Below are 23,835 nucleotides of genomic sequence, written 5' to 3'. Positions count from 1 at the left end.
GGGTGACATGGATCACGCGAAACCGCCTCTGCTTCTGATCGCTGCCGGGGGGACCGGGGGGCATATGTTCCCGGCCCAGGCCCTGGCCGAGGCGATGGTCCGCCGCGGCTGGCGGGTGAAGCTTTCGACCGATGCCCGCGGCGCGCGCTATGCCGGGGCCTTTCCGGCGCAGGTGCCGGTGGAACAGGTGGCCTCGGCCACCTTTGCCCGCGGTGGCATGCTGGCGAAACTCGCCGTGCCGTTCCGGCTGGCGGGGGGGATGGTTTCGGCGGTGGCGCGCAATCTGCTGGACCGGCCCGCCGTTGTGGTGGGCTTTGGCGGCTATCCGACGATCCCGGCGCTCGCCTCGGCGCTGCTTCTGGGCGTGCCGCGCGCGATCCATGAACAAAACGGCGTGATGGGCCGGGTCAACCGCGTCTTCGCCCGCCGCGTTCATGCCTTTGCCTGCGGCACCTGGCCCACCGACCTGCCGCCCGGCGTGCAGGGCACCCATACCGGCAACCCGGTCCGCGCCGCCGTCGTCGAACGCGCGGGCGCGCCCTACATTCCGCCGGGCGATTACCCGATGTCGGTCCTGGTGATCGGCGGCTCGCAGGGGGCGCGGATCCTGTCGGACCTTGTTCCCGCCGCCTTTGCCGCGCTGCCCGAGCCCCTGCGTCGGCATCTGCGCATCGCCCATCAGGCCCGCCCCGAAGATGCCGACCGCGTCACCGAAGCCTATGAACGCGCGGGCATCGAGGCCGAGGTCGCGCCCTTCTTCGCCGATGTCCCCCGCCGTCTGGCGGAATGTCAGCTCGTCATCTCGCGCTCGGGCGCCTCGTCGGTCGCCGATATCTCGGTGATCGGGCGGCCTGCGATCCTCATTCCCTATGCCGCCGCGACGGGCGATCACCAGACCGCCAATGCCCGCGGCCTGACCGAAGCGGGCGCCGCGATCCTGATCCCCGAGGCCGCCGCCTCGGTCGCCACGCTCTCCAGCCAGATCGCGCTTGTTCTGGACAATCCCGAAGGCGCGGTGCAAATGGCGCGGGCAGCGCTGGCCGAAGGCATCCCCGATGCCACGGCGCGGCTCGTGACCATCGTCGAAAAGCTTGCAGGACCCCGCCCATGAACGCGACCAAATTGCCCGGAGAGCTGGGCCCCATCCATTTTATCGGTATCGGCGGCATCGGCATGTCGGGCATCGCCGAAGTGCTGATGACGCAGGGCTTTTCGGTGCAGGGCTCGGATGCGAAGGCCAGCAAGATCACCGACCGGCTGGTCGAGCTGGGCGCGACCTTTTTCGAGGGCCAGCGCGCGTCGAACATCGGCGAAGCGGCCGTGGTGGTGATTTCCTCGGCGATCAAGCCGGGCAACCCGGAGCTGGAGGAAGCTCGCCGCCGCCATCTGCCCGTCGTCCGCCGCGCCGAGATGCTGGCCGAACTGATGCGGCTGCGCTCGAACATCGCCGTGGCGGGCACGCATGGCAAGACCACCACGACGACGATGGTGGCGACGCTTCTCGACAAGGGCGGCTTTGATCCGACGGTGATCAACGGCGGCATCATCCACGCTTACGGCTCGAACGCGCGGGCGGGGGCAGGCGAATGGATGGTGGTCGAGGCGGATGAAAGCGACGGTTCCTTCAACCGGCTGCCCGCGACGATCGCCATCGTGACGAACATCGACCCCGAACACATGGAGCACTGGGGCACGATCGAAAACCTGCGCAAAGGCTTTTACGATTTCGTCTCCGGCATCCCGTTCTATGGGCTGGCCGTGTGCTGCACCGATCATCCCGAGGTGCAGGCGCTGGTGGGCAAGATCACCGACCGCCGCGTCGTGACCTTCGGCTTCAACGCGCAGGCCGATGTGCGCGCGACGAACCTGCGCTTCGAGGGCGGGCGCAACTGCTTTGACATCCAGCTGCAGGCCGAGGGCGCGGTGATCGAGGGCTGCACCCTGCCGATGCCGGGCAATCACAACGTCTCGAACGCCTTGGCCGCCGTCGCCGTGGCCCGCCATTTGGGCATGAAGAAAGACGAGATCCGCGAGGCGCTGGCGAATTTCGCCGGCGTGAACCGGCGCTTCACCAAGGTGGGCGAGGTGCTGGGCGGCGTCACCGTGATCGACGATTACGGCCACCATCCCGTCGAAATCGCGGCCGTGCTGAAAGCCGCGCGGCAGGCCGTGTCGGCCACGCCCGGCGCGCGGGTGATCGCGGCGCATCAGCCGCACCGCTACACCCGGCTGAAGAACCTTTTCGACGACTTCTGCACCTGTTTCAACGAGGCCGATGTCGTCGCCATCGCCGATGTCTATGCCGCGGGCGAAGAGCCCATCCCCGGCGCTGCGCGCGATGATCTGGTGTCCGGGCTGATCCGCCACGGCCACCGCCACGCCCGGGCCCTGCTGAACGAGGAAGACCTGGCGCGGCTGGTCAAGGAACAGGCGCGGCCCGGCGATATCGTCGTTTGCCTGGGCGCCGGGACGATCTCGACCTGGGCGAACGGATTGCCCGCCAAACTCGGATAACGCCAGCCCGCATCGGAGGACAGCCATGACGCTTTCGCTTGCCACCGCTTGTCTCTGGGCGGTGATCGCTTCCCTCATCGCGCTGGGGCCGCGCCGGTTTCACTGGCGCGCCGCCTGGGCGCTGATCGCCGCGGGGGTGCCGATCCTCGGCTGGGTCACCTATGAAAACGGCCCGGTCTGGGGGATGGGCGCGCTGGCGGGGGGCTTGAGTGTGCTGCGCTGGCCGGTGCGGCGGCTCTTCGCCGCGATGCATCCGCGCGATTGACGGGCGGGGCAGGGGGGCTCTGCCCCCCTCTTGGCCTTTCGGCCAATTCACCCCCCGGGATATTTGGACCAAGGTGAAAGCAGGCCCCGGGTTCCCTTTCACCTTGGCGCAAATATCCCGGGGGGGGAGGCGAAGCCGAGGGGGGCAGCGCCCCCCCTCTTGCCCCATTGGGTCGCTCTCGCTATGGCAGGGGCATGGAAACCCTGAACTACACCCCGCGCGGCGCGCTGACGCCGAATTACCCCCTGGCCGATCTGACCTGGCTGCGCGTCGGCGGCCCGGCGGATTGGCTGTTTCAGCCCGCCGACGAGGCGGATCTGTGTGCCTTTCTGGCCGCGCTGCCTGCGGATGTCGCGGTGTTTCCGATGGGCGTGGGCTCGAACCTGATCGTGCGCGACGGCGGCCTGCGCGCCGTGGTGATCCGGCTGGGCCGCGGCTTCAACGCGATCTCTGTCGCGGGCGACACCGTGACGGCGGGGGCCGCCGCGCTCGATGCCCATGTCGCGCGCAAGGCGGCCGAGGCCGGGCGCGATCTGACCTTTCTGCGCACCATTCCGGGCGCCATCGGCGGCGCGGTGCGGATGAATGCGGGCTGCTATGGCGCCTATGTCGCCGATCATCTGATCGCCGCGCGGGTCGTGCTGCGTTCGGGCGAAGTTGTTGAAATCAAATCCGAAGATCTGCATCTTTCCTATCGCAGCGCGACCCTGCCCGAGCAGGCGGTGATCGTCTCGGCCAGTTTCCGGGCCGGGCCGGGCGAGCCCGCGGCGCTGGCCGCGCGGATGGACGCGCAGATCGCCAGACGCGACGCCAGCCAGCCGACGAAGGAGCGTTCGGCCGGATCGACCTTCCGCAACCCCTCGGGCGCGTCTTCGACGGGCCGCGCCGATGACAGCCAGGAGCTGAAGGCCTGGAAGGTGATCGATGATGCCGGGATGCGCGGGGCCAGGCTTGGCGGCGCGCAGATCAGCCCGATGCACTCGAATTTCCTGATCAATGCCGGGGGGGCCACCGCCCGTGATCTGGAAACTTTGGGCGAGGAGGTGCGCAAAAAGGTTTTGCAGACGCAGGGAATTTCGCTAGAATGGGAAATCATGCGCGTGGGCGAATATTGAGGTCGTCGCGCATTCCACAACAAGATGCGGCAAGAACAGCCCGGGGGAGAACCCCGGCAGGGGCGAAAGTGGCGGGCATGTCGAGCAGGACGGTCCCCCTCGTGGCGGTACTCATGGGCGGACCCTCGGCCGAGCGCGAGGTGTCACTGTCCTCCGGGCGCGAATGCGCCAAGGCACTGCGGGCGGCGGGATATGATGTAGCGGAAATCGATGCGGGGGCGGACCTTGCGGAGCGTCTTCGGGCGCTGATGCCGGATGTCGTCTTCAACGCGCTGCATGGCCGCTGGGGCGAGGACGGCTGCGTGCAGGGCATTCTGGAATGGCTGCGCCTGCCCTATACGCATTCGGGCGTGCTGGCCTCGGCCCTTGCGATGGACAAGACCCGCGCCAAGGCCGCCTACAAGGCCGCCGGGCTGCCGGTGGTCGAAAGCCGTCTGGCCACGAAGGCCGAGGTGGCGGCGGCGCATGTGCTGCCCGCGCCCTATGTGGTGAAACCCAACAACGAGGGGTCTTCGGTCGGCGTCTATCTGGTGCTGGATGGCGCCAACCGGCCGCCGCAACTGTCCGACGAGATGCCCGAGGTGGTGATGGTGGAAACCTATGCGCCGGGCCGCGAACTCACCTGCACGGTGATGCGCGACCGGGCGCTTTGCGTGACCGAGATCCTGACGACCGGCTGGTATGATTACGCGGCCAAATACACTGCGGGCGGCTCGCGGCATGTCTGCCCGGCCGATCTGCCCGCCGAAATTGCGGAAACGATCCGCGATTACGCCCTGCGCGCGCATCAGGCACTGGGCTGCCGCGGTGTCTCGCGCACCGATTTCCGCTGGGACGAAAGCCGGGGCGCCGCGGGGCTGATCCTGCTTGAAACCAACACCCAGCCCGGCATGACGCCGACCTCGCTTGTCCCCGAACAGGCCGCGGCCGAGGGGATGTCCTTTGCCGATCTGTGCCGCTGGATGGTGGAGGACGCCTCATGCGACCGCTGATCGCCGAGCCGCGCTATCCGCAACAGCCCGGCGCCGAGAAGTTTGGGGCCCAGAAGTTTGGCGCACAAAAAAACGGGGCACAAAAAAACGGGGCACCGAAACCGGCCCCCGCGGCGAAGCCGCAAAAGCCGCCGCGCCGCACCGTTGCGCCGACCCGGCTGTCGTTCCGGCTGGAACGGCTCTGGCTGACGCCGCTGGTGCGCGTCGTCACCCGCGTCGGCCTGCCGGTGTTTTGCGTCACCCTGGGCCTTGGCCTGTGGCTGGGCAATGACGACCGCCGCGCCGATCTGGTGGAATGGTCGCAGGATCTGCGCCTGCAGATCGAGAACCGCCCCGAGTTCCAGCTGTCCACCCTGGCGATCGAGGGCGCCTCGCCCGAGGTCGAAGGTGCGGTCCATGCGCTGTTGCCGGTGCGGCTGCCCGCCTCGCGCTTCGCGCTGGATCTGGATGGCTACCGCGCCGCGCTCTTGCGGCTCGATGCGGTGAAGACGGTGGCTTTGGTGGTGCAACCCGGGGGCACGCTCTCGGTGCGGGTGACCGAGCGCGAGCCGGTGATCCTGTGGCGCACCGCGCTGGGGCTGCAGATGCTGGACGAAAGCGGGCATCGCACCGCCTCGCTGACCCGGCGCGACGCCCGGCCCGACCTGCCGCTGATCGCGGGGGAGGGGGCCGACAGGGCCGTGCCCGAGGCGCTGGCGATCCTGGCCGCGGCGAAGCCGATCCTGCCGCGCGCCCGCGGGCTGATCCGCATCGGCGAGCGGCGCTGGGACATCGTGCTCGACAAGGACCGCCGCATCCTGCTGCCCGAAAAGGACCCGGTGCAGGCGATCGACCGGGCGCTGGCGCTCAATGCCGCCGAAGATCTGCTGAGCCGCGATTTCTCCCGGCTTGACCTGCGCAATGCAACCCGGCCGACGATCCGCCTCAGCGCACCGGCGCTGGTGGCGCTCCAGCAAGCGGCCGCGCAAACCACATCGGGGGCCTCGCCATGACCGAGTTCCACAAGACTCAGCGTGCCATGCGGACGATGCGGACCACCGCGATGGCGCGCGGCGTGATCGCGCTGCTGGATATCGGCACCTCGAAAGTGTCCTGTCTGGTGCTGCGCTTCGAAAATCCCGAAGCGGCGAATGATTATCCGACGCCGCTGTTCCAGCAATCGGCGATGCGGGTGATCGGGGCGAAGACCATCGCGTCGCAAGGCGTCCGCTACGGCGAGATCGACGCGATGGCGGAAACCGAACGCGCGATCCGCACCGCGGTGCAGGCGGCGCAGAAGATGGCGAATACCCGTGTCGATCACGTCATCGCCTGTTTCGCCGGGGGCGAGCCGCGCAGCTACGGGCTGGCGGGCGATGTCGATGTGGCGGGCAGCCATGTCGAGGAACAGGACGTGGCCCGGGTGCTGGCCGCCTGCGACATGCCCGACATCGGCTGGGGTCGCGAGGTGCTGCATGCCCATCCGGTGAACTTCGCGCTCGATCACCGCTCGGGGCTCTCGGATCCGCGCGGCCATGTCGGCGCGAAACTGGCCACCGACATGCATATGCTGACGGTCGATGCCGCCTCGGTGCAGAACATCATCACCTGCATCCGGCGCTGCGATCTGGAACTGGCGGGGATTGCCTCTTCGGCCTATGTGGCGGGGCTTTCGGCGCTGGTCGAGGATGAACAGGAACTGGGCGCGGCCTGCATCGACATGGGCGGCGGCGCCACGGGCGTTTCGATCTTCCTGAAAAAACACATGATTTTTGCCGATACCGTGCGGATGGGCGGCGATACCGTCACCCGCGACATCTCGGCCGGGCTGCAGGTGCCGATGGCGCTGGCCGAGCGGATCAAGACCTTCCACGGCGGCGTGCATGCGACCGGCATGGACGACCGCGAGATGATCGAGCTCTCGGCCAATTCGGGCGACTGGGAAAAGGACCGCCGCCAGATCAGCCGCACCGAGCTGATCGGCATCATGCGCCCGCGCGTCGAGGAAATCCTCGAGGAGGTCCGTGCCAGTCTGGACGTGGCCGGGTTCGATCTGCTGCCGAGCCAGCAGATCGTGCTGACCGGCGGGGCGAGCCAGATCCCCGGGCTCGACATGCTGGCGGCGAAGATCCTGGGCCAGAACGTGCGGCTGGGCCGCCCGATGCGCGTTCAGGGCATGCCCGAGGCGATGCGCGGCCCGGGCTTTGCCGCGATGGTCGGTCTGGCGCTGTTCGCGGCCTGTCCGCAGGATGAATGGTGGGATTTCGAGATCCCGCTGGAACGCATGGGAGGGCGCTCGTTCAAGCGCGCGATCCGCTGGTTCCGCGACAATTGGTAGACCTATCCACAGGGTGAAAGCCGATTCGCTTCCCCAGATGCTGCGTCATGCGCGAAATGCCGCCGAATGCCTCTGGTAACTGTCCACATTTTGTGGATTTGTTGTGTTTTTTGGGTGACGGAACCCTGAAAGCTGGATACACTTGGGGGTAATTTCGGGGACAGTCGGCCGATGAAGGCCGCGGGAACACAGGCGGACTCCAATGACCTTGAATCTGAGCATGTCAGAGCACGAAGACCTCAAGCCGCGGATCACCGTCTTTGGGGTCGGTGGTGCGGGTGGCAACGCGGTCAACAACATGATCGACAAGGCGCTGGAAGGCGTCGAATTCGTCGTGGCGAACACCGATGCGCAGGCGCTGCAGCAATCGCGCTCGCGCGATCGGATCCAGATGGGCGTGAAAGTGACCGAGGGTCTCGGCGCGGGCGCCCGTCCCTCGGTCGGCGCCGCCGCGGCCGAAGAAAGCATCGAGGCGATCGTCGATCATCTGGTCGGCGCGCACATGTGCTTCATCACCGCGGGGATGGGCGGCGGCACCGGCACCGGCGCGGCCCCGATCATCGCGCAGGCCGCCCGCGAACTGGGCGTGCTGACCGTCGGCGTGGTGACGAAACCCTTCCAGTTCGAAGGGCCGAAACGCATGCGTCAGGCCGAGGCGGGCATCGAAGCCCTGCAAAAGGTCGTCGACACGCTGATCATCATTCCGAACCAGAACCTGTTCCGTCTGGCGAATGAAAAGACCACCTTCACCGAAGCCTTCGCGCTGGCCGATGACGTGCTCTATCAGGGCGTCAAGGGCGTGACGGACCTGATGGTCCGTCCGGGCCTGATCAACCTCGACTTCGCCGACGTCCGCGCGGTGATGGACGAGATGGGCAAGGCGATGATGGGCACGGGCGAATCCGCGGGCGATGACCGCGCCGTTCAGGCCGCCGAAAAGGCGATCTCGAACCCGCTGCTCGATGAAATCAGCCTGCGCGGCGCCAAGGGCGTCTTGATCAACATCACCGGCGGCTATGATCTGACGCTGTTCGAACTGGACGAAGCCGCCAACCGCATCCGCGAGGAAGTGGACCCGGATGCGAACATCATCGTCGGCTCGACGCTGGATCCGTCGATGGATGGCATGATGCGGGTGTCGGTCGTGGCGACCGGCATCGATGCCGCCCCGGCGCAGGAAATCCCGGTGCCGCGCCGCTCGATGGCCGAGCCGCTGAAATCCGCACATCCCGCCCCTGCGCCGGTCGAGCCCGCGCGTCCGGCGCTGACCGTGACCTCGGCGCAGCCGGTGGTGATGCAGCAACCCGCGCCGCAACCCGTCGCGCCGCAACCCGCGCCGCAGCCGGTCGCGCAACAGCCGATGCCCGCGCCGCAGCAACCGGCCGCGCAGCCGGTCTATGACCGCAACCTGTTCGAGGCGCCGGTCGCCGCCGCGCCCGCGCCGCAACCGATGCCCGCGCCGCAGCCGCAGCCGCAACAGTTCAGCGACGAACTGCCGCCGCCCGCCTATCAGCCCCGCGCCGCCGCGCGCGAGATGATGCTGCAGGACGACGAGGCCAGCTTCGTCGCGCCGCGTCCGCGCGCGCCCGGCCAACCCTCGCCCGAGGCGCTGGCCCGGCTGCAGGCCGCGGTCAGCAAGGTGCCGCAGGGCAACCCGGCCCCCGCCGCGGGCTATCACCGCCCGATGGCGCAGCCCGCGGGCAGCCTTGCCCGCGCCCCGGCGCCGCAAGCCGCCGAAAAGCCGCGCTTCGGCATCAATTCGCTGATCAACCGGATGACCGGCCATGCCGAGGCCGCCGCGCTGGCCCCGACTCAGCGTCAGATGCCCGCCGCGCCGCAGCACCAGCCCTATGACGATGAACAGGATCCCGATCAGGATCGCATCGAGATCCCGGCTTTCCTGCGTCGCCAGGCGAATTGACGCATCACAACATGTCGCACAAGGGCCGGTGAAAACCGGCCCTTTTCTTTTGTTAATCAAATATTTAAGCCTTGGTCGGCAGGGATTCGCCCAAGCTCCGGCCTTCTGTTTCAGTTTGTTGCAAAAGGTGAATTGTGTGTTTGGTCAACGGTTCTTAACTGAGGCTCGGAACTCCCCGCCACGATCGGTGTGGGGAAAAGAAAGGCAAGCACGACCGTGCAAACCACGCTTGGCGCATCTGTCACCTTCGTCGGGATCGGCCTGCATTCGGGCAAGCCGGTGCGGATGCTTGCGCATCCCGCCCCCGCCGATCACGGCATCGTCTTCCGTCGCACCGATGTGACGGGGGTCGATCCGCGCATCCCGGCGCTGTGGGACCATGTCACGCCCTCGAAGCTGTGCACGCTGATCGTGAACGCCGACGGCGTTTCCGTCTCGACGATCGAACATGTCATGGCGGCGCTGGCCGGTCTGGGCATCGGCAATGCGCTGATCGAGATCGACGGGCCGGAAGTGCCGATTCTCGACGGCTCCTCGGCGCCCTTCGTGAAGGCGATCCGCCGCGTCGGCCTGCGGCGTCTTGACGCCGATCTGCGCGCGATCCGGGTGCTGCATCCGGTCGAAGTGCGCGAGGGCGAGGCCGTCGCGCGGCTGGAACCGGCGGCGACGCTGGAAATCGATTTCGCCATCGACTTCGCCGATGCGGCGATCGGCAAACAGGCGAAAAGCCTGAAGATGGCCAATGGCGCCTTCGTGCGCGAGCTGATGGACAGCCGCACCTTCTGCCGTCAGGCCGATGTCGATTACATGCGCGCCCATGGCCTTGCGCTGGGGGGCACCTATGAAAACGCCGTCGTCGTCGATGGCGCCGCGGTGCTGTCGCCCGGCGGTCTGCGTCACGCCGATGAGGCCGTGCGCCACAAGATGCTGGACGCGATGGGCGATCTGGCGCTGGCCGGGGCGCCCTTGATGGCGCGCTATGTCGGCAATCGCGCCGGCCATGCGCTGACGAACAAGCTTTTGCGCGCGCTTTTCGCCGATCCGGACGCCTGGGTCTGGGAAACCTGCTCGCCCGAGCAGGCGCATCGTCTGCCGGGCGCGGGCGTGCTGCGCGGGGCGATGGCGGCGCGCTGAGCCTTCACGGCCGCGTCAGTCATCCCCCGGCGCGTGAAAGGCGTTTTGCGCCGCCGTTTTTTCTGTGCTAGGACGGGCGAAACAGCGGCCCCCCCCCGGGGGTCAGAGGCGGCAGACCGGACGCAGTTCCGGTGACGAACGGAAGAGGCAGCGATGGCAACGGGCAAAACGGCGGCGCTACGGGTCGGCAGTCTTGCGCTGCTTGCGGCTTTGGCGGCCTGCGGTCCGACGCAAAAGGAGCCGCCGCTGGAAAATTTCACCGCCGAGGAAATCTACAAGCGCGGCGAATATGAACTTGAAGTCGGCAACCCGCGCCGTCCCGCCGATGCGCTGCGCTATTTCTCGGAAGTGGAGCGGCTTTACCCCTATTCCGAATATGCCAAGCGCGCGCTGATCATGGAGGCTTTCGCCAGCCACAAGGCGAAGAAATACGAAGAGGCCCGGTCCTCGGCGCAGCGCTATCTCGACACCTATCCGGGGTCCGAGGATGCCGCCTATGCGAAATATCTGCTGGCGCTGAGCTACTACGACCAGATCGACGAGGTCGGCCGGGATCAGGGCCTGACCTTCCAGGCGCTGCAGGCGCTTCGCGCGGTGATCGAGGAATATCCCGACAGCGATTACGCCCGCTCGGCGGCGTTGAAATTCGACCTCGCCTTCGACCATCTGGCCTCGAAGGAAATGGAGATCGGCCGCTTCTATCTGAAAAAAGGTCATTACACCGCCGCGATCAACCGCTTCCGCGTCGTGGTCGAGCAGTATCAGACCACCACCCACACGCCCGAGGCGCTGATGCGGCTCGTCGAATGCTATCTCTCGCTCGGCCTGACCGACGAGGCGCAGACGGCGGCGGCGATCCTCGGCCACAACTTCCAGTCCTCGCCCTTCTATGACGACGCCTACAAGCGTCTGAAAAAGATCGGTCTTGAACCCGAGGCCAAGGGGAAAAGCTGGCTTTCGGCGATCTATCGGCAGGTCATCAAAGGCGAATGGCTCTGATCCCGCAGGGGACCGGGGCAGGGGGCTGAGATGCTGCGCACGCTTGATATTCGTGACATGCTGCTGATCGACCGGCTTGCCCTTGATTTCGGCGCCGGTCTGAATGTGCTCACCGGCGAGACCGGGGCGGGCAAGTCGATCCTGCTTGATTGTCTGGGCTTCGTGCTGGGCTGGCGCGGCCGGGCGGAACTGGTCCGCAAGGGCGCGTCGCAGGGCGAGGTGGTGGCGGTGTTCGAGCTGCCCGCGGGCCATCCGGCGCGCCGGGTGCTGGAAGAGGCGGGGATCCCGGCCGAAGACGAGCTGATCCTGCGCCGGGTGAATGCGCTGGATGGCCGCAAGACCGCCTTCATCAACGACCGCCGGGCGAGCGGCGAGGTGCTGCGCGCGGTCTCCGAGACCTTGGTCGAACTGCACGGGCAACAGGATGATGGCGGGCTGTTGAACGCCCGCGGCCACCGCGCCGCGCTCGATGCCTTTGCGGGCCATGACGATCTTCTGGCGGCGGTCCGCACGGCCTGGACGGCGCGGGCGGCGGCGGCGAAGCGGCTCTCCGAGGCCGAGGCGGCGCTGGCCGCGGTGAAGGGCGAGGAAGATTTCCTGCGCCATGCCGTGGCGGAACTGGACAAGCTGGCCCCCGTCGCGGGCGAAGAGGCCGATCTTGATACCCGCCGCCGTCTGATGCAGGCGGCCGAACGCATCCGCGCCGATGTGCTGCGCGCGCATCAGATCCTTGGCCCCGAGGGCGCCGAGGGGGCGATGCGCGATGCCGACCGCTGGCTTGCGGGCGCCGCCGACAAGGCCGAAGGCGCGCTTGATGGTGCGATGGCCTCGCTCGAACGGGCGCTGATCGAGCTCGGTGAGGCGGTCTCGGGCATCGAGGCGGCGCTGCAGGCGATGGCCTTCGATCCGCGCGCGCTGGAAGCCTGCGAGGAGCGGCTTTTTGCGCTGCGGGCGGCGGCGCGCAAACATGGCATGGCGCCGGACGATCTGGCCGAGCTGAGCGGCAAGCTCTCGGCGCGGCTGGCGGCGCTTGATGCGGGCGAAGAAGGGATTTCCCGGCTGACGGCCGATGTCGCGGCGGCCGAGGCGGCCTTTGGCGCGGCGGCGACGCGGCTTTCGGCGGCGCGGGCCGAGGCGGCGGGGCGGCTGGATGCGGCGATGGCGGCGGAGCTGGCGCCGCTGAAGCTGGAACGCGCGGTCTTTGCGACGAAACTTTCGCGCGGCGAGCCCGGGCCCGAGGGCTGGGATACGGTCGCCTTCACCGTGGCGACGAACCCGGGCGCCCCGGCGGGGCCGCTCGACAAGATCGCCTCGGGCGGGGAATTGTCGCGCTTTCTTCTGGCGCTGAAGGTGGTGCTGGCGAAAGGCGCCGATGCGCTGGTTCTGATCTTCGACGAGATCGACCGCGGCGTCGGCGGCGCCACCGCCGATGCGGTCGGGCGGCGGCTGGCGCAGCTGTCGGAAACCGCGCAGGTTCTGGTCGTCACCCACAGCCCGCAGGTCGCCGCGCGCGGCTCGCATCATTTCCGCGTCGCGAAATCGGTGACGGACGGCATGACCACCTCGCGCGTCGAGGCGCTGCCGCCGCCCGAACGGGTCGATGAAATCGCCCGGATGATCTCGGGCGCCGAGGTGACCGACGCCGCCCGGGCCGCGGCGCAATCGCTTCTGCACGGCTGAGGCAGGGGGGCTCTGCCCCCCGTCCCTGCGGGACTCCCCCCGGGATATTTGCACCAAGGTGAAAGGGCAGGGGCTTTCCCCGACCCCATTTCACCTTGGTCGAAATATCCCGGGGGGGAATTTGCGCGTCAGCGCAAAGGGGGGGCAGCGCCCCCCGCTTGCCTTACGATTCCACGACGAATTGCGCGGTGACGATCTGCCAATCCTCGGGGCCGAGGCATTCCAGCGTGGCGCACAGCACGGCGCCGATCCGGCCCGCATCCTGCCCGGCCTCGTCCACCAGACCCGAGAGCACGAAGCGTTGCATCAGCACCGTCACCGCGGTGCCGATCGGGCGCAGCCGGGTGCGGCCCGTCACCAGCCGCGCGCGCTGAAAGGCGCCGGCGAATTCGCCCGCCATCAGCTCGGCGATCGCCGTCCGGCCCAGCGCCGCGCCGCCGGTGAGGCTCAAAAGCTCGCCATCCTCGACGAAAAGCTGCGACAGCCCGAGCGCGTCGCGCGCCCCCCAGAGCACGGCAAAGGTTCGCGGCAGCTCTGCCGGTTGGCTCAGGCTCACGGCATCTCTCCGGCTTGCGGCACCAGCTTGCCGGGGTTGAGGATGTTCAAGGGATCGAGCGCCGCCTTGATCGCCCCCATCACCGCCCAGGCCTCTCCGTGTTCTTCGGCCATCATCGCCCGCTTGCCAAGGCCGATCCCGTGTTCCCCGGTGATCGTGCCGCCCATCGCCAGCGCCATCGCGGCGAGATCATGCGCGACCTGTTTCGCCGTCTCCAGCTCGGCCGGGTTGTCCCGGTCCAGAAGCAGGATGGCGTGGAAATTGCCGTCGCCGACATGGCCGAGGATCGGCCCCGTCAGCCCCGCCGCGGCAATCATCGCCCGCGCCCGCGCCACCGCCTCGGCCAGCCGCGAGATCGGCACGCAGACGTCGGTCACCAGCCCCATGCAGCCCGGCCGCGAGGCGATGCAGGCCGAATAGGCGCCGTGCCGCATCTTCCAGAGCCGGTTGCGCTCCTCGGTCGTCGTCGCCCATTGGAAATCGGCGCCGCCCATCTCGGCCACCACCTCGCCGAAGCGTTCCGAGGCCTCGGCCACCCCCGCTTCCGAGCCGTGGAATTCCACCATCAGATGCGGCGTCTCGGGCAGGGCGGTGCCGTTCATCTTGTTGAAGATGCGGGCGATGTCCTCGTCGACGAATTCGATCCGCGCGACCTCGATGCCCAGCTGGATCACATGCTGCACGGTCTCGACCGCCGCCTCGAACCGGTCAAAGGCGCAGACCGCCGAGGACACCGCCTCGGGCTGGCCATGCAGCCGCAGCGTCAGTTCGGTGATCATGCCAAGCGTGCCTTCGGACCCCAGCATCAGCGCCGTCAGATCATAGCCCGACGCCGATTTCACCGCGCCGGAGCCGGTGCGGATCACCCGCCCGTCGGCCAGAACCACCGTCAGCCCCGCCACATTGTCCCGCATCGAGCCATAGCGCACCGTCGTCGTGCCGCTCGCCCGCGTCGCGGCCATCCCGCCAAGCGACGCATTCGCCCCCGGATCGACCGGGAAGAACAGCCCCGTCGCGCGCAGCTCGGCATTCAGCGCCTCGCGGGGGATGCCGGGTTCGACCCGGACCAGCCGGTCTTCGGCGCGAACCTCCAGCACCCGGTTCATGCGGCTGAAATCGACCACGATCCCGCCCGCGACCGCCAGAGCATGGCCTTCAAGCGAAGTTCCCGCGCCCCAGCCGACCAGGGCCACGCGATGGGCCGCGCAAATTTTCGTGAGGGCGGCGACCTCTTCGGTGCTCTCGGGGAAGACCACCGCCTCGGGCGGGGTCAGGGGGAACCAGGTCTCGGATTGGCCATGGCTTTCGCAATCTGTCCTTTTTTTGCTGATCCGATTGCCGAAAATTACCTGCGCCTCTTGCCAGAATGTCGCGTCTGCCATCTGCCCCTCCCGCTGTCGTCCCGTCTTAAGCGGATCGGCGCCGTCCCGAAAGGGGCGAAAAACCGCAGCAAGCGGACGTTGAACAATGTCTCTCGCGGATGCACCAATTCGCTCGGACAGGAGAACGCCGCAGAGTCGCGGTGATGGAAGGAGTCCGCGATGATTTTCGAAAGCCGCATGTATCACGAAATCGAGCCGGGGATGAGCGCAGAGCTGCGCAGGCTCTGCACCGCCGATGATATCTATGCCTTCGTCGCTGCCTCGGGGAACCACAACCCGATGCACCTCGAGCATGTTGACGAAGACGGGCAAAAGGAAAAGCCGCTGGCGCCGGGGCTGTTCGTGGCCGCGCTGATCTCCTCGCTCTTGGGCTCGATCCTGCCCGGGCCGGGCACGCGCTACCGCGATCAGCAGCTGAGCTTCCATGATTATGTCACCGCAGGCGAGGAGCTGGTGGCCAAGGTCACCGTGACGGGCAAGGAGCCCGAGGGCGTGATCGTGCTGGCGACCGAGGTGCGCCGGGTCGAGGGCGGCGCGCTGATCTGTTCGGGCACGGCGCGGGTTCTGGCGCCGAAAACCTACATCCGCTACGAGGAAATCGACGCGCCGGGGCTGATCGTGCAGCGCCACCGCCATTTCGAGGCGCTTTTGGAAAAGGCCGCGGACCTGCCGGAACTGGCGACGGCGGTGGTTTGCCCCGAGGAGCAATCGGCGCTGGAGGGCGCGCTGATCGCGGCCGAGCGCGGGCTGATCAAACCCATTCTGATCGGCAATCCGGCGAAGATCGAGGCGGCGGCGAAGGCGCTGTCGAAATCGCTTTCGGGCTTCGAGATCGTCGAGATGCTGAGCCACCGCGACGCCGCCCGTGCCGCGGTCGAGCTGGTGCGCGCGGGCCGCGCCCAGTCGATCATGAAGGGGCATCTGCACACCGATGACCTGCTGCGGCCGATGCTCGACAAGGAAAAGGGGCTGCGGATCGGGCGGCGTTTCACCCATGTCTTCGTGATGGACGTGCCCGGTGTCAGCCATCCGCTGCTGGTGACCGATGCGGCGATCAACATTGCCCCCGATCTGGCGACCAAGGTCGACATCGTGCAAAACGCCATCGATCTGGCGATTTCGCTCGGCATGGAGACGCCGAAAGTCGGCGTGTTGAGCGCGGTTGAAACGGTGAACCCGGCGATGCCCTCGTCGATCGACGCGGCGCTGCTCTCGAAGATGGCCGAGCGCGGGCAGATCAAGGGCGGGGTGGTCGACGGGCCGCTGGCCATGGACAATGCGGTCGATATCGGCGCCGCGCGCACCAAGGGGCTGCGCGGTCCGGTCGCCGGGCAGGCCGATGTGCTGGTGGTGCCGGGGATCGACGCGGGCAACATGCTGGCCAAGCAGCTGGCCTATATTTCCCATGCCGAAGCGGCGGGTGTCGTGCTGGGCGCGCGGGTGCCGGTGATCCTGAACTCGCGGTCCGACAGCGCGATGGCACGGCTGGCCTCGGCTGCGGTCGCCTCGATCCACTGGAACCGGATCTGCGGGGGGAGCCGCTGATGACGCGCGCGATTCTGACGCTGAACGCGGGCTCGTCCTCGCTGAAACTCGGGCTGTTCGACGAGGCGCTGACGCCGCTCGCCACCGCGCATGTCGACCGTCTGGGCGCGCCCGAGGGCTCGCTGAAACTGAAGGATGCCGATGGCGTCGCGATGCCGGTGCCGCATCTGGGCCCGGATGATTTCGCCACCCACACGCTGGCGCTGCGCTCGGCCTTGGGGGCGTTCCGCACCGACATGCCGGAGCTGGAGATCATCGCGATCGGGCATCGGATCGTGCATGGCGGCACCGATCACGCCGAGCCGGAAAAGGTCACCGACGTGCTGATGGACCACCTCGAGCGGCTGAACCCGTTCGCGCCGCTGCACCAGCCGCACAACCTGGCGGGCGTGCGCGCGGCGATCGAGGCCTTTCCGGGCGTGCCGAACGTCGCCTGTTTCGACACCGCCTTTCATCGCGGCCATCCCTTTGTCGATGACACCTATGCGCTGCCGCGGCACTATTACGAAAAGGGCGTGCGGCGCTACGGTTTCCACGGTCTGAGCTACACCTATATCGACGGCGTGCTGGCGGCCGAGGAACCCGCGCTGCGTGCGGGCCGCGTGGTGATCGCGCACCTGGGCTCGGGCGCCTCGATCTGCGCCGTGCATGATGGCCAGTCGATCGCCTGCACCATGGGCTTCTCGACGCTCTCGGGTCTGCCGATGGGGACGCGGGCGGGCGAGCTGGACGCAGGCGTGGTGGTCTATCTGATGGACCAGGAAAAGATGAACGCCGAGGACATCACCGACCTTCTGTTCCGCCGTTCGGGGCTGATCGGGATGTCGGGGGTGTCGAATGACATGCGCACGCTCGAGGCGTCGAAGAACCCGCATGCCAAGGAGGCGATCGACTATTTCTGCCACCGGGTGAAACGCGAGGTCGCCTCGCTGGCGGCGGCGATGGGCGGGATGGATGCGCTGGTGTTCTGCGGCGGGGTGGGCGAGAATTCCTCGCATGTGCGCGCGGCGGTCTGCGAGGGGCTGGATTGGGCGGGGATCACGCTCGACGAGACGGCGAACCTGGCGCATGCGCGCGAGATTTCCACCGGGCGCGTCGCGGTGCGGGTGATCCCGACGAACGAGGAAGTGGTGATCGCCCAGGCCGCCAAGGGCGCGCTGCATCTCTGAGCCAGGCCGGGGGCTCTGCCCCCGGACCCCCGCAGCGGGGGGCTGCGCGCCCCCCTTGCCTTCGGCAATTCCCCCACGGCGTATTTTGCCAAGGAAAACCGAGAGCTGTTTTCACCTTGGTGCAAATATCCCGGGGGGAGTCCCGCAGGGACGGGGGGCAGAGCCCCCCCTTCTTGCTGTCAAAGCGGCGCGCAGGCTGCCCTCAGCCAGTCGCGGGCCGCGGGGCCCACAAGCGGGCCGATCCGCGCCAGAACGCCCGCGTGATAGGCGTCAAGCCAGTCGCGTTCGCCGCGCGAGAGCATCTCGGTCACGATCAGGCGGCGGTCGATCGGCACCCAGGTCAGGGTTTCGAAGCACAGATGATCGCGGCCCTCGCCGCATTTCGGCGCCTCGGTCACCAGGATCAGGTTTTCGATCCGGATGCCCCAGTGTCCCTCGCGGTAATGGCCCGGCTCGTTCGACAGGATCATGCCCGGCGCAAGGGCCACGTCGGACACGCGCGAGATCCGCGCCGGGCCTTCGTGCACGCACAGCGCCGCGCCGACGCCGTGCCCCGTGCCGTGGTCGTAATCCATCCCCGCCTGCCAGAGCGCCACCCGCGCCAGCGCGTCAAGATCGCGCCCCGCAAGGCCGCGCGGGAAACGGGCGCGGGAAATCGCGATCATCCCCTGCAGCACCCGGGTAAAGGCCTCGGCCGCGCCCTCGGGGACCGGGCCCACGGCGAGGGTGCGGGTGATGTCGGTGGTGCCGTCCGGGTATTGCGCGCCACTGTCGATCAGCAAGAGTTCCCCGGGGCTGACGCGGCGGTTCGTCGCTTCGGTCACCCGGTAATGCACGATCGCGCCGTTCGGCCCGGCGCCGCAGATCGTGTCGAAGCTGATGTCCAGAAGCTGCCCCGTGGCGCGGCGGTGGTGTTCCAGCTGCGTGACCACGTCGATTTCGGTCAGGGCGCCCTTGGGCGCCTCGGTGTCGAGCCAGGCCAGGAACTCGACCACCGCCGCGCCGTCGCGCAGATGGGCGGCCTGCATCCCCGCGACCTCGGCCGGGGTCTTGCGGGCCTTGGGCAGGATGCAGGGATCCTCGGCCCAGATCACCTCTGTGCCGGCCTCCTCCAGCTCGCGGCCGACCTGATGCGGCGCCGAGCCCGGATCGACCAGCACCGGCCCGGTCAGGCTGCGCAGCGCACCGTCGAAGGCCGCGACCGGGCGCAACGTCACCGCGTTGCCCAGATGCGCGCGCAGCGCATCCGAGAGCTTCGCGGCCTCGGCAAAAAGCGTCAGATCGCCGTTCGCCTGCAGCACGGCAAAGGCCTGCATCACCGGGTTGCGGGCAATGTCGGCGCCGCGGATGTTCAAAAGCCATGCGATGCTGTCGGGCAGGGTCAGCACCGCCGCCTGCGCCCCCTGTTTCATCAGCGCCGCGCCCAGACGCTGGCGCTTTTCCGCGCTCGGCTCCCCCGCAAACTCCAGCGGATGCACCCGGGCGGGCGCGCTCGGCGGGGCGGGGCGGTCGGTCCAGATCGCGTCGATCAGGTTCGCCGTCTCGACCAGGTCGATGGCCGAGCCGTCCAGCGCCTTGCGCAGATCCTCCACCTCCTTGCGGCTGTGCAGCCAGGGGTCGAAGCCGATCCGCCCGCCCTCGGGCAGGTGGTCCAGAAGCCAGGGACCGGCCTTGACCTCGGGCCAGGGGACGGGGGTGAAGGCGGTCAGATCGACCTCGGATTTCACCTGCACCCGGTAGCGGCCGTCGATGAAGACCCCGGCGATGTCGGGCAGCACGAGGCAGAACCCGGCCGAGCCGGTGAAGCCGGTCAGCCAGCCCAGCCGCGCGTCACACTCGGCGACATATTCGCCCTGATGCACGTCGGCGCGCGGGATCAGGAAGCCGGTCAGACCCTCCGACGCGATCGCCTTGCGCAACGCGGCAAGCCGGGCCGGGCCGTTCGCGCGGGTCGAGCGGGTGGTGAAATCCTGAAACATGCGCGGCTTACCCCGTCTTTTTCGTGCCCAGAATGCGCGCCCGCGCCCGCGGATCGCTGTCAAACAGCGCGGCGAGCTGTTCGGTCATCGCGCCCGCCAGCTGTTCGACATCGGTGATGGTGACGGCGCGCGAATAATAGCGCGTCACATCATGGCCGATGCCGATGGCGAGCAGTTCGACCGCGCGTTTGCGTTCCACCATGGCGATCACGTCGCGCAGGTGTTTTTCAAGATAAATCGCGGGGTTGACCGAAAGCGTGGAATCATCGACCGGGGCGCCGTCTGAAATCACCATCAGGATTTTCCGCGCCTCGGGCCGCGCCATTGACCGCTTCCACGCCCATTCGAGCGCCTCGCCGTCGATGTTTTCCTTGAGCAGGCCTTCCTTCATCATCAGGCCCAGGTTCGCGCGCACCCGCCGCCACGGCGCATCGGCCGATTTGTAGATGATGTGGCGCAGGTCGTTGAGCCGCCCCGGCCCCTGTTTGCGCCCCTCGGCCAGCCATCTTTCGCGCGATTGCCCGCCCTTCCAGGCCCGGGTGGTGAAGCCGAGGATCTCGACCTTGACCGAGCAGCGTTCGAGCGTGCGCGCCAGCACATCGGCGCAGATCGCGGCGATGGAAATCGGCCGCCCGCGCATCGAGCCGGAATTGTCCAGAAGCAGCGTCACGCAGGTGTCGCGGAACTCGGTGTCCTTTTCGATCTTGAACGACAAGGGCGTCGTCGGGTTCGCCACGACGCGGGCCAGCCGCCCGGCATCGAGCGTGCCTTCCTCGCGGTCGAATTCCCAGCTGCGGTTCTGCTGCGCCTGCAGCCGCCGTTGCAGCTTGTTCGCCAGCCGCGCCACGGCGCCTTTCAGCGGTTCGAGCTGGGTGTCCAGATAGGCGCGCAGCCGTTCCAGTTCCGCCGCCTCGGCCAGATCCTCGGCGCGGATTTCCTCGTCGAACTCGGTGGTGAAGACGGTGTAATTCGGATCGGCGTTCGAATGCGGCGCGGGCGGCGGCGGCTCGGGCGGCGCATCGGCCTGCGGCATGTCGATCTCGTCGCCGCTTTCGTCATCGGCCAGATCGTCCTGGCTGACCGTGGTTTGCCGCTGATCCTGCTGCTGTTCCTGACTTTGCTCGGGGCTGGCCTCGCCCTCGTCGTCCTGCTGCTCTTCCTCCGAGCGGTTGTCCTGATCCGCCTCGGGGTCTTCCTCGCTCTCCTGATCGGCCTCGTCGTTTTGCTGCGCGTCGGGATCCTCGCCCAGCTGATCGCCATAGCCCAGATCGGCAATCACCTTGCGCGCGAGCCGGGCAAAGGCCGCCTGATCGGCCAGCGCCGCCTCGATGCCCTGAAACTCCGCGCCCGCCTGATCTTCAAGGAAGCCGCGCCAGAGGTCGAGCACATGGTTCGCCGCCTGCGGCAGCTTCCGCCCCGTCGCCATTTCGCGCACCATGTAGCCCGCGGCCACCGCCAAGGGCGCCTCGGCCTGGGTGCGGATCTGGCCATAGCCCTTGCGCTCGGCCTCATGGCCGATCTTGAAGTCGATATTGGTCAGCGTGCCCGGCATGTCGCGCGCGCCAAGCGCTTCGCACCGCGCGGTTTCCATCGCCTCGTAAAGCGATTTCGCCATGTCGCCCGCGGGCGCATAGCGCGCGGCCACGGCCGTATCGTGATGGCGTTGCCGCAGCGCCAGCGCATCGCCGGTGCCGCGCGCCATCATGATCTCGTCGCGCGTCATCCGGCGGCTGACCTGCGGCAGGCGCATCTGATCGCCCGCCACGCCCGAGGGATCGACGCTGAAACTGATGCTCAGTTCGGGCGCGTCGGCGAGCGTCCGCGTGGCCTCGGCCAAGGCCTTCTTGAACGGATCGGCGGGGTTGTCGGTGGGCTTCGTCATCGCCCCCCCTTAACGCCCCGCGATGACGGCGGCGCTTTCGGGCAGTTCCTCGTCGAACAGGCGCTGGTAGAACTCGGCCACGGTGGCGCGTTCCAATTCGTCGCATTTGTTCAGGAAGGTCAGCCGGAAGGCATAGCCCACATTGCGGAAGATGTCGGCGTTCTGCGCCCAGGCGATCACCGTGCGGGGGCTCATCACCGTCGAGAGGTTCCCGGCCATGAAGGCGGTCCGGGTGAGGTCCGCCACGGTGACCATCTGGTTGATCACCTTGCGGCCCTTATCGGTGTTGTAATGCGGCACCTTCGACAGCACGATCGCGGCCTCGGCGTCGTGGCTGAGGTAATTCAGCGTCGCAACGAGCGACCAGCGGTCCATCTGGCCCTGGTTGATCTGCTGCGTGCCGTGGTAAAGCCCGGTCGTGTCGCCCAGACCCACGGTGTTCGCGGTGGCAAAGAGCCGGAAATAGGGGTTCGGCGTGATCACCTCGTTCTGATCAAGCAGCGTCAGCTTGCCGTCGGCTTCCAGAACGCGCTGAATGACGAACATCACGTCCGCCCGGCCGGCGTCGTATTCGTCGAAGACGATCGCGGTCGGGTTGCGCAAAGCCCAGGGCAGGATCCCCTCGTGGAAGACCGTGACCTGCTTGCCATCGACCAGCTTGATCGCATCCTTGCCGATCAGGTCGATCCGGCTCACATGGCTGTCCAGGTTGACCCGCACGCAGGGCCAGTTCAGCCGCGCCGCCACCTGCTCGATATGGGTCGATTTGCCGGTGCCGTGATAGCCCTGGATCATCACGCGGCGGTTGTAGGCAAAGCCTGCCAGAATCGCCGTCGTGGTGTCGGGGTCGAACTTGTAGGTCGGATCAAGATCCGGCACGCGGTCGGTGCGTTCGGCAAAGGCTTTCACCTTCATGTCGCTGTCGATCCCGAAGACTTCGCGCAGATCGATCTCTTCGGTGGGCTTGGCGGTCTGGTCGAGCATCTTCGGTCCTCTTCAAGCAATCTTTCGAGTTGTGGCTGAAGGGGCAGGTCTGCGCAAGAGGCGGATTGTGCCCGGGACAAGGGCGGCGGCGCGTCCGTTCACCCCTTCGTTGCTTGACCTGCCGCGCGCAAGGCGTATCTGTCGCGGCCAAAACGAGGTGCGCCATGCAGCTTTACGACTACAAGGTGGTTCCCGCGCCGGTGCGGGGCGAAAAAGATCGCGGTCTGAAGACCGGGGCAGAGCGCTTTGCCCATGCCCTGGGCGAGCTGATGAACGAGCTGGCGCGCGAGGGCTGGGAATATTGGCGCGCCGAGACGCTGCCCGCCGAGGAACGGGCCGGGCTCGCCTCGAAGACGACGGTGATTCACCATCTGCTGGTGTTCCGCCGCGCGCTGGCCACGGCCGAGCCGGAGGAAGGCGAGGCGGAAGACGAGACCGGCCTGACCTTTTCGACCGAGCGGCGCGGCAGGCTGACCGCCTTCGCCCCCGAGGGCCGCGCGCCGCGGCTGGGGCCGGCGGCGGACGAGAGCTTCTGAGCAGGTTCCTTCGTCAATCTGCCGGCTTGCCCTTGGCTTGGCCGGGAAATCCTCTATCCTCTGGCACCCGAGTCGGCGAGCGGACCCAGAAGCCGTGCCGAAACCCTGACCGCGCCCAGCTTGCGGACGTGATTTGCGAGGCCCCATGAGCAAGACCGACCCTTTCGGCTTCAACATCTCTGCCGCGGCCGACAAGAAAAGTCGGACCAAGGGCAAGCGCGGCATGTCCGGCGCCTTCGAGACCTCGACGCGACAATGCGATCACCCCGATTGCAAGGAGCCGGGGCAGTATCGCGCGCCGAAAAGCCCGAAGGTGCTCGATGATTATTTCTGGTTCTGCAAGGACCATGTGCGGGAATACAACCTGCGCTGGAACTATTTCCAGGGCCAGTCGGACGAGGAATTCCAGCAGTTTCTGGACAATGCCAATGTCTGGGAACGGCCGACGAAACCCTTTGGCCGCTCGAAAGAGGAAAAGGGCTGGGCGCGCCACGGCATCACCGACCCGATGGAACTGCTGGGCGCGAATGCGACGCAAAACCCGGGGCGGACGGTCATCGGCCGCAAGCTGCCGCCGACAGAGCGGCGCGCGCTGGAACTTCTGGATGCCCGCGACACGATGACGAAGACCGAGATCCGCGGCTGCTACAAGGCGCTGATCAAGGTGCTGCACCCCGACATGAACGGCGGCGACCGCAGCCAGGAGGAGATGCTGCAGCAGGTGGTCTGGGCCTGGGACCAGATCAAGGACAGCCGCAACTTCAAATGAAGCGGGGGGGGGGGGGGGGCCCCCCCCCCCCCCCCCGTTTTGGTGATATTAAAAAAGAATCCCCGCCGGCGGCGGGGGGTGGATGGGGTGGGAGAT

The 23,835-nt window shown here is 67.6% G+C and carries 20 protein-coding genes; 15 read left to right on the top strand and 5 right to left on the bottom strand.

Annotated features, from left to right (window positions below; all coding sequences use genetic code 11):
- Positions 1-7: 7 nt before the first annotated feature.
- The 11 genes from FBT96_RS12950 to recN all read left to right on the top strand — a co-directional run bounded on the left by FBT96_RS12950 (position 8) and on the right by recN (position 12,937).
- A complete protein-coding gene (locus tag FBT96_RS12950) occupies positions 8-1,111 on the top strand; it encodes a UDP-N-acetylglucosamine--N-acetylmuramyl-(pentapeptide) pyrophosphoryl-undecaprenol N-acetylglucosamine transferase (protein ID WP_136907301.1) in 1,104 nt (367 codons plus the stop codon).
- Positions 1,108-2,514, top strand: a complete 1,407-nt coding sequence (murC, locus tag FBT96_RS12945; protein WP_136907298.1) for a UDP-N-acetylmuramate--L-alanine ligase — start codon at positions 1,108-1,110, stop codon at positions 2,512-2,514. The genes FBT96_RS12950 and murC overlap by 4 nt, the downstream gene beginning before the upstream one ends.
- Before the next feature lie 25 nt (positions 2,515-2,539).
- Positions 2,540-2,779 carry a DUF2484 family protein gene (locus tag FBT96_RS12940; protein WP_136907296.1) on the top strand — a complete coding sequence of 80 codons (240 nt, stop codon included), beginning with the start codon at positions 2,540-2,542 and terminating at the stop codon, positions 2,777-2,779.
- A gap of 194 nt (positions 2,780-2,973) precedes the next feature.
- Positions 2,974-3,894 (top strand): UDP-N-acetylmuramate dehydrogenase, encoded by a 921-nt coding sequence (gene murB, locus FBT96_RS12935; protein ID WP_136907293.1) that lies wholly within the window; start codon positions 2,974-2,976, stop codon positions 3,892-3,894.
- Positions 3,895-4,007: 113 nt separating this feature from the next.
- On the top strand, positions 4,008-4,886 hold the full coding sequence (locus tag FBT96_RS12930) for a D-alanine--D-alanine ligase (protein ID WP_249306488.1): 879 nt from the start codon (positions 4,008-4,010) through the stop codon (positions 4,884-4,886).
- Positions 4,874-5,878, top strand: coding sequence for a cell division protein FtsQ/DivIB (locus FBT96_RS12925; RefSeq protein ID WP_136907291.1), 1,005 nt, complete (start codon positions 4,874-4,876; stop codon positions 5,876-5,878). The genes FBT96_RS12930 and FBT96_RS12925 overlap by 13 nt, the downstream gene beginning before the upstream one ends.
- Positions 5,875-7,203 carry a cell division protein FtsA gene (gene ftsA, locus FBT96_RS12920; RefSeq protein WP_136907289.1) on the top strand — a complete coding sequence of 443 codons (1,329 nt, stop codon included), beginning with the start codon at positions 5,875-5,877 and terminating at the stop codon, positions 7,201-7,203. The genes FBT96_RS12925 and ftsA overlap by 4 nt, the downstream gene beginning before the upstream one ends.
- Before the next feature lie 202 nt (positions 7,204-7,405).
- A complete protein-coding gene (gene ftsZ, locus FBT96_RS12915; RefSeq protein WP_136907287.1) occupies positions 7,406-9,124 on the top strand; it encodes a cell division protein FtsZ in 1,719 nt (572 codons plus the stop codon).
- A 216-nt stretch (positions 9,125-9,340) separates the two neighbouring features.
- Positions 9,341-10,258 (top strand): UDP-3-O-acyl-N-acetylglucosamine deacetylase, encoded by a 918-nt coding sequence (lpxC, locus tag FBT96_RS12910; protein WP_136907284.1) that lies wholly within the window; start codon positions 9,341-9,343, stop codon positions 10,256-10,258.
- A gap of 153 nt (positions 10,259-10,411) precedes the next feature.
- Positions 10,412-11,257, top strand: coding sequence for an outer membrane protein assembly factor BamD (locus tag FBT96_RS12905; RefSeq protein ID WP_136907282.1), 846 nt, complete (start codon positions 10,412-10,414; stop codon positions 11,255-11,257).
- Between the two features lie 30 nt (positions 11,258-11,287).
- Positions 11,288-12,937 carry a DNA repair protein RecN gene (recN, locus tag FBT96_RS12900; RefSeq protein ID WP_136907280.1) on the top strand — a complete coding sequence of 550 codons (1,650 nt, stop codon included), beginning with the start codon at positions 11,288-11,290 and terminating at the stop codon, positions 12,935-12,937.
- A 163-nt stretch (positions 12,938-13,100) separates the two neighbouring features.
- On the opposite strand, the gene FBT96_RS12895 is transcribed toward recN, so the two are convergent.
- Positions 13,101-13,493, bottom strand: a complete 393-nt coding sequence (locus FBT96_RS12895) for a nuclear transport factor 2 family protein (RefSeq protein ID WP_136907278.1) — start codon at positions 13,491-13,493, stop codon at positions 13,101-13,103.
- Positions 13,490-14,875, bottom strand: coding sequence for an FAD-binding oxidoreductase (locus FBT96_RS12890; RefSeq protein WP_136907276.1), 1,386 nt, complete (start codon positions 14,873-14,875; stop codon positions 13,490-13,492). Before FBT96_RS12890 ends, FBT96_RS12895 begins: the two co-directional genes overlap by 4 nt.
- A 159-nt stretch (positions 14,876-15,034) precedes the next feature.
- Between FBT96_RS12890 and FBT96_RS12885 the strand changes: the two genes are divergently transcribed.
- Both FBT96_RS12885 and FBT96_RS12880 read left to right on the top strand, forming a co-directional pair.
- Positions 15,035-16,420, top strand: coding sequence for a bifunctional enoyl-CoA hydratase/phosphate acetyltransferase (locus tag FBT96_RS12885; RefSeq protein WP_136907274.1), 1,386 nt, complete (start codon positions 15,035-15,037; stop codon positions 16,418-16,420).
- Positions 16,420-17,589, top strand: a complete 1,170-nt coding sequence (locus FBT96_RS12880) for an acetate/propionate family kinase (RefSeq protein WP_136907272.1) — start codon at positions 16,420-16,422, stop codon at positions 17,587-17,589. Before FBT96_RS12885 ends, FBT96_RS12880 begins: the two co-directional genes overlap by 1 nt.
- 179 nt (positions 17,590-17,768) lie before the next feature.
- Here the strand turns inward: FBT96_RS12880 and FBT96_RS12875 are convergent, their stop codons facing one another.
- Genes FBT96_RS12875 through cobS form a run of 3 tightly spaced genes read right to left on the bottom strand, consistent with a single transcriptional unit; the run spans position 17,769 to position 22,434 of the window.
- Positions 17,769-19,568, bottom strand: coding sequence for an aminopeptidase P family protein (locus tag FBT96_RS12875; RefSeq protein ID WP_136907270.1), 1,800 nt, complete (start codon positions 19,566-19,568; stop codon positions 17,769-17,771).
- Positions 19,569-19,575: 7 nt separating this feature from the next.
- Positions 19,576-21,450, bottom strand: coding sequence for a cobaltochelatase subunit CobT (gene cobT / locus FBT96_RS12870; RefSeq protein ID WP_136907268.1), 1,875 nt, complete (start codon positions 21,448-21,450; stop codon positions 19,576-19,578).
- A 9-nt stretch (positions 21,451-21,459) separates the two neighbouring features.
- Positions 21,460-22,434 carry a cobaltochelatase subunit CobS gene (cobS, locus tag FBT96_RS12865; RefSeq protein ID WP_136907266.1) on the bottom strand — a complete coding sequence of 325 codons (975 nt, stop codon included), beginning with the start codon at positions 22,432-22,434 and terminating at the stop codon, positions 21,460-21,462.
- Positions 22,435-22,598: 164 nt separating this feature from the next.
- Between cobS and FBT96_RS12860 the strand changes: the two genes are divergently transcribed.
- Both FBT96_RS12860 and FBT96_RS12855 read left to right on the top strand, forming a co-directional pair.
- Positions 22,599-22,970 carry a DUF4177 domain-containing protein gene (locus tag FBT96_RS12860; RefSeq protein ID WP_136907264.1) on the top strand — a complete coding sequence of 124 codons (372 nt, stop codon included), beginning with the start codon at positions 22,599-22,601 and terminating at the stop codon, positions 22,968-22,970.
- Positions 22,971-23,115: 145 nt separating this feature from the next.
- Positions 23,116-23,739 (top strand): J domain-containing protein, encoded by a 624-nt coding sequence (locus FBT96_RS12855; protein WP_055213476.1) that lies wholly within the window; start codon positions 23,116-23,118, stop codon positions 23,737-23,739.
- The last annotated feature ends 96 nt before the right edge of the window (positions 23,740-23,835 follow it).

It is taken from the genome of Rhodobacter capsulatus, from assembly GCF_005144475.1.
GTDB classification, from domain to species: domain Bacteria; phylum Pseudomonadota; class Alphaproteobacteria; order Rhodobacterales; family Rhodobacteraceae; genus Rhodobacter; species Rhodobacter capsulatus_C.
The sequence above is the reverse complement of the archived record's forward strand: the minus strand, read 5'-3'. Positions and strand labels throughout refer to the sequence as shown.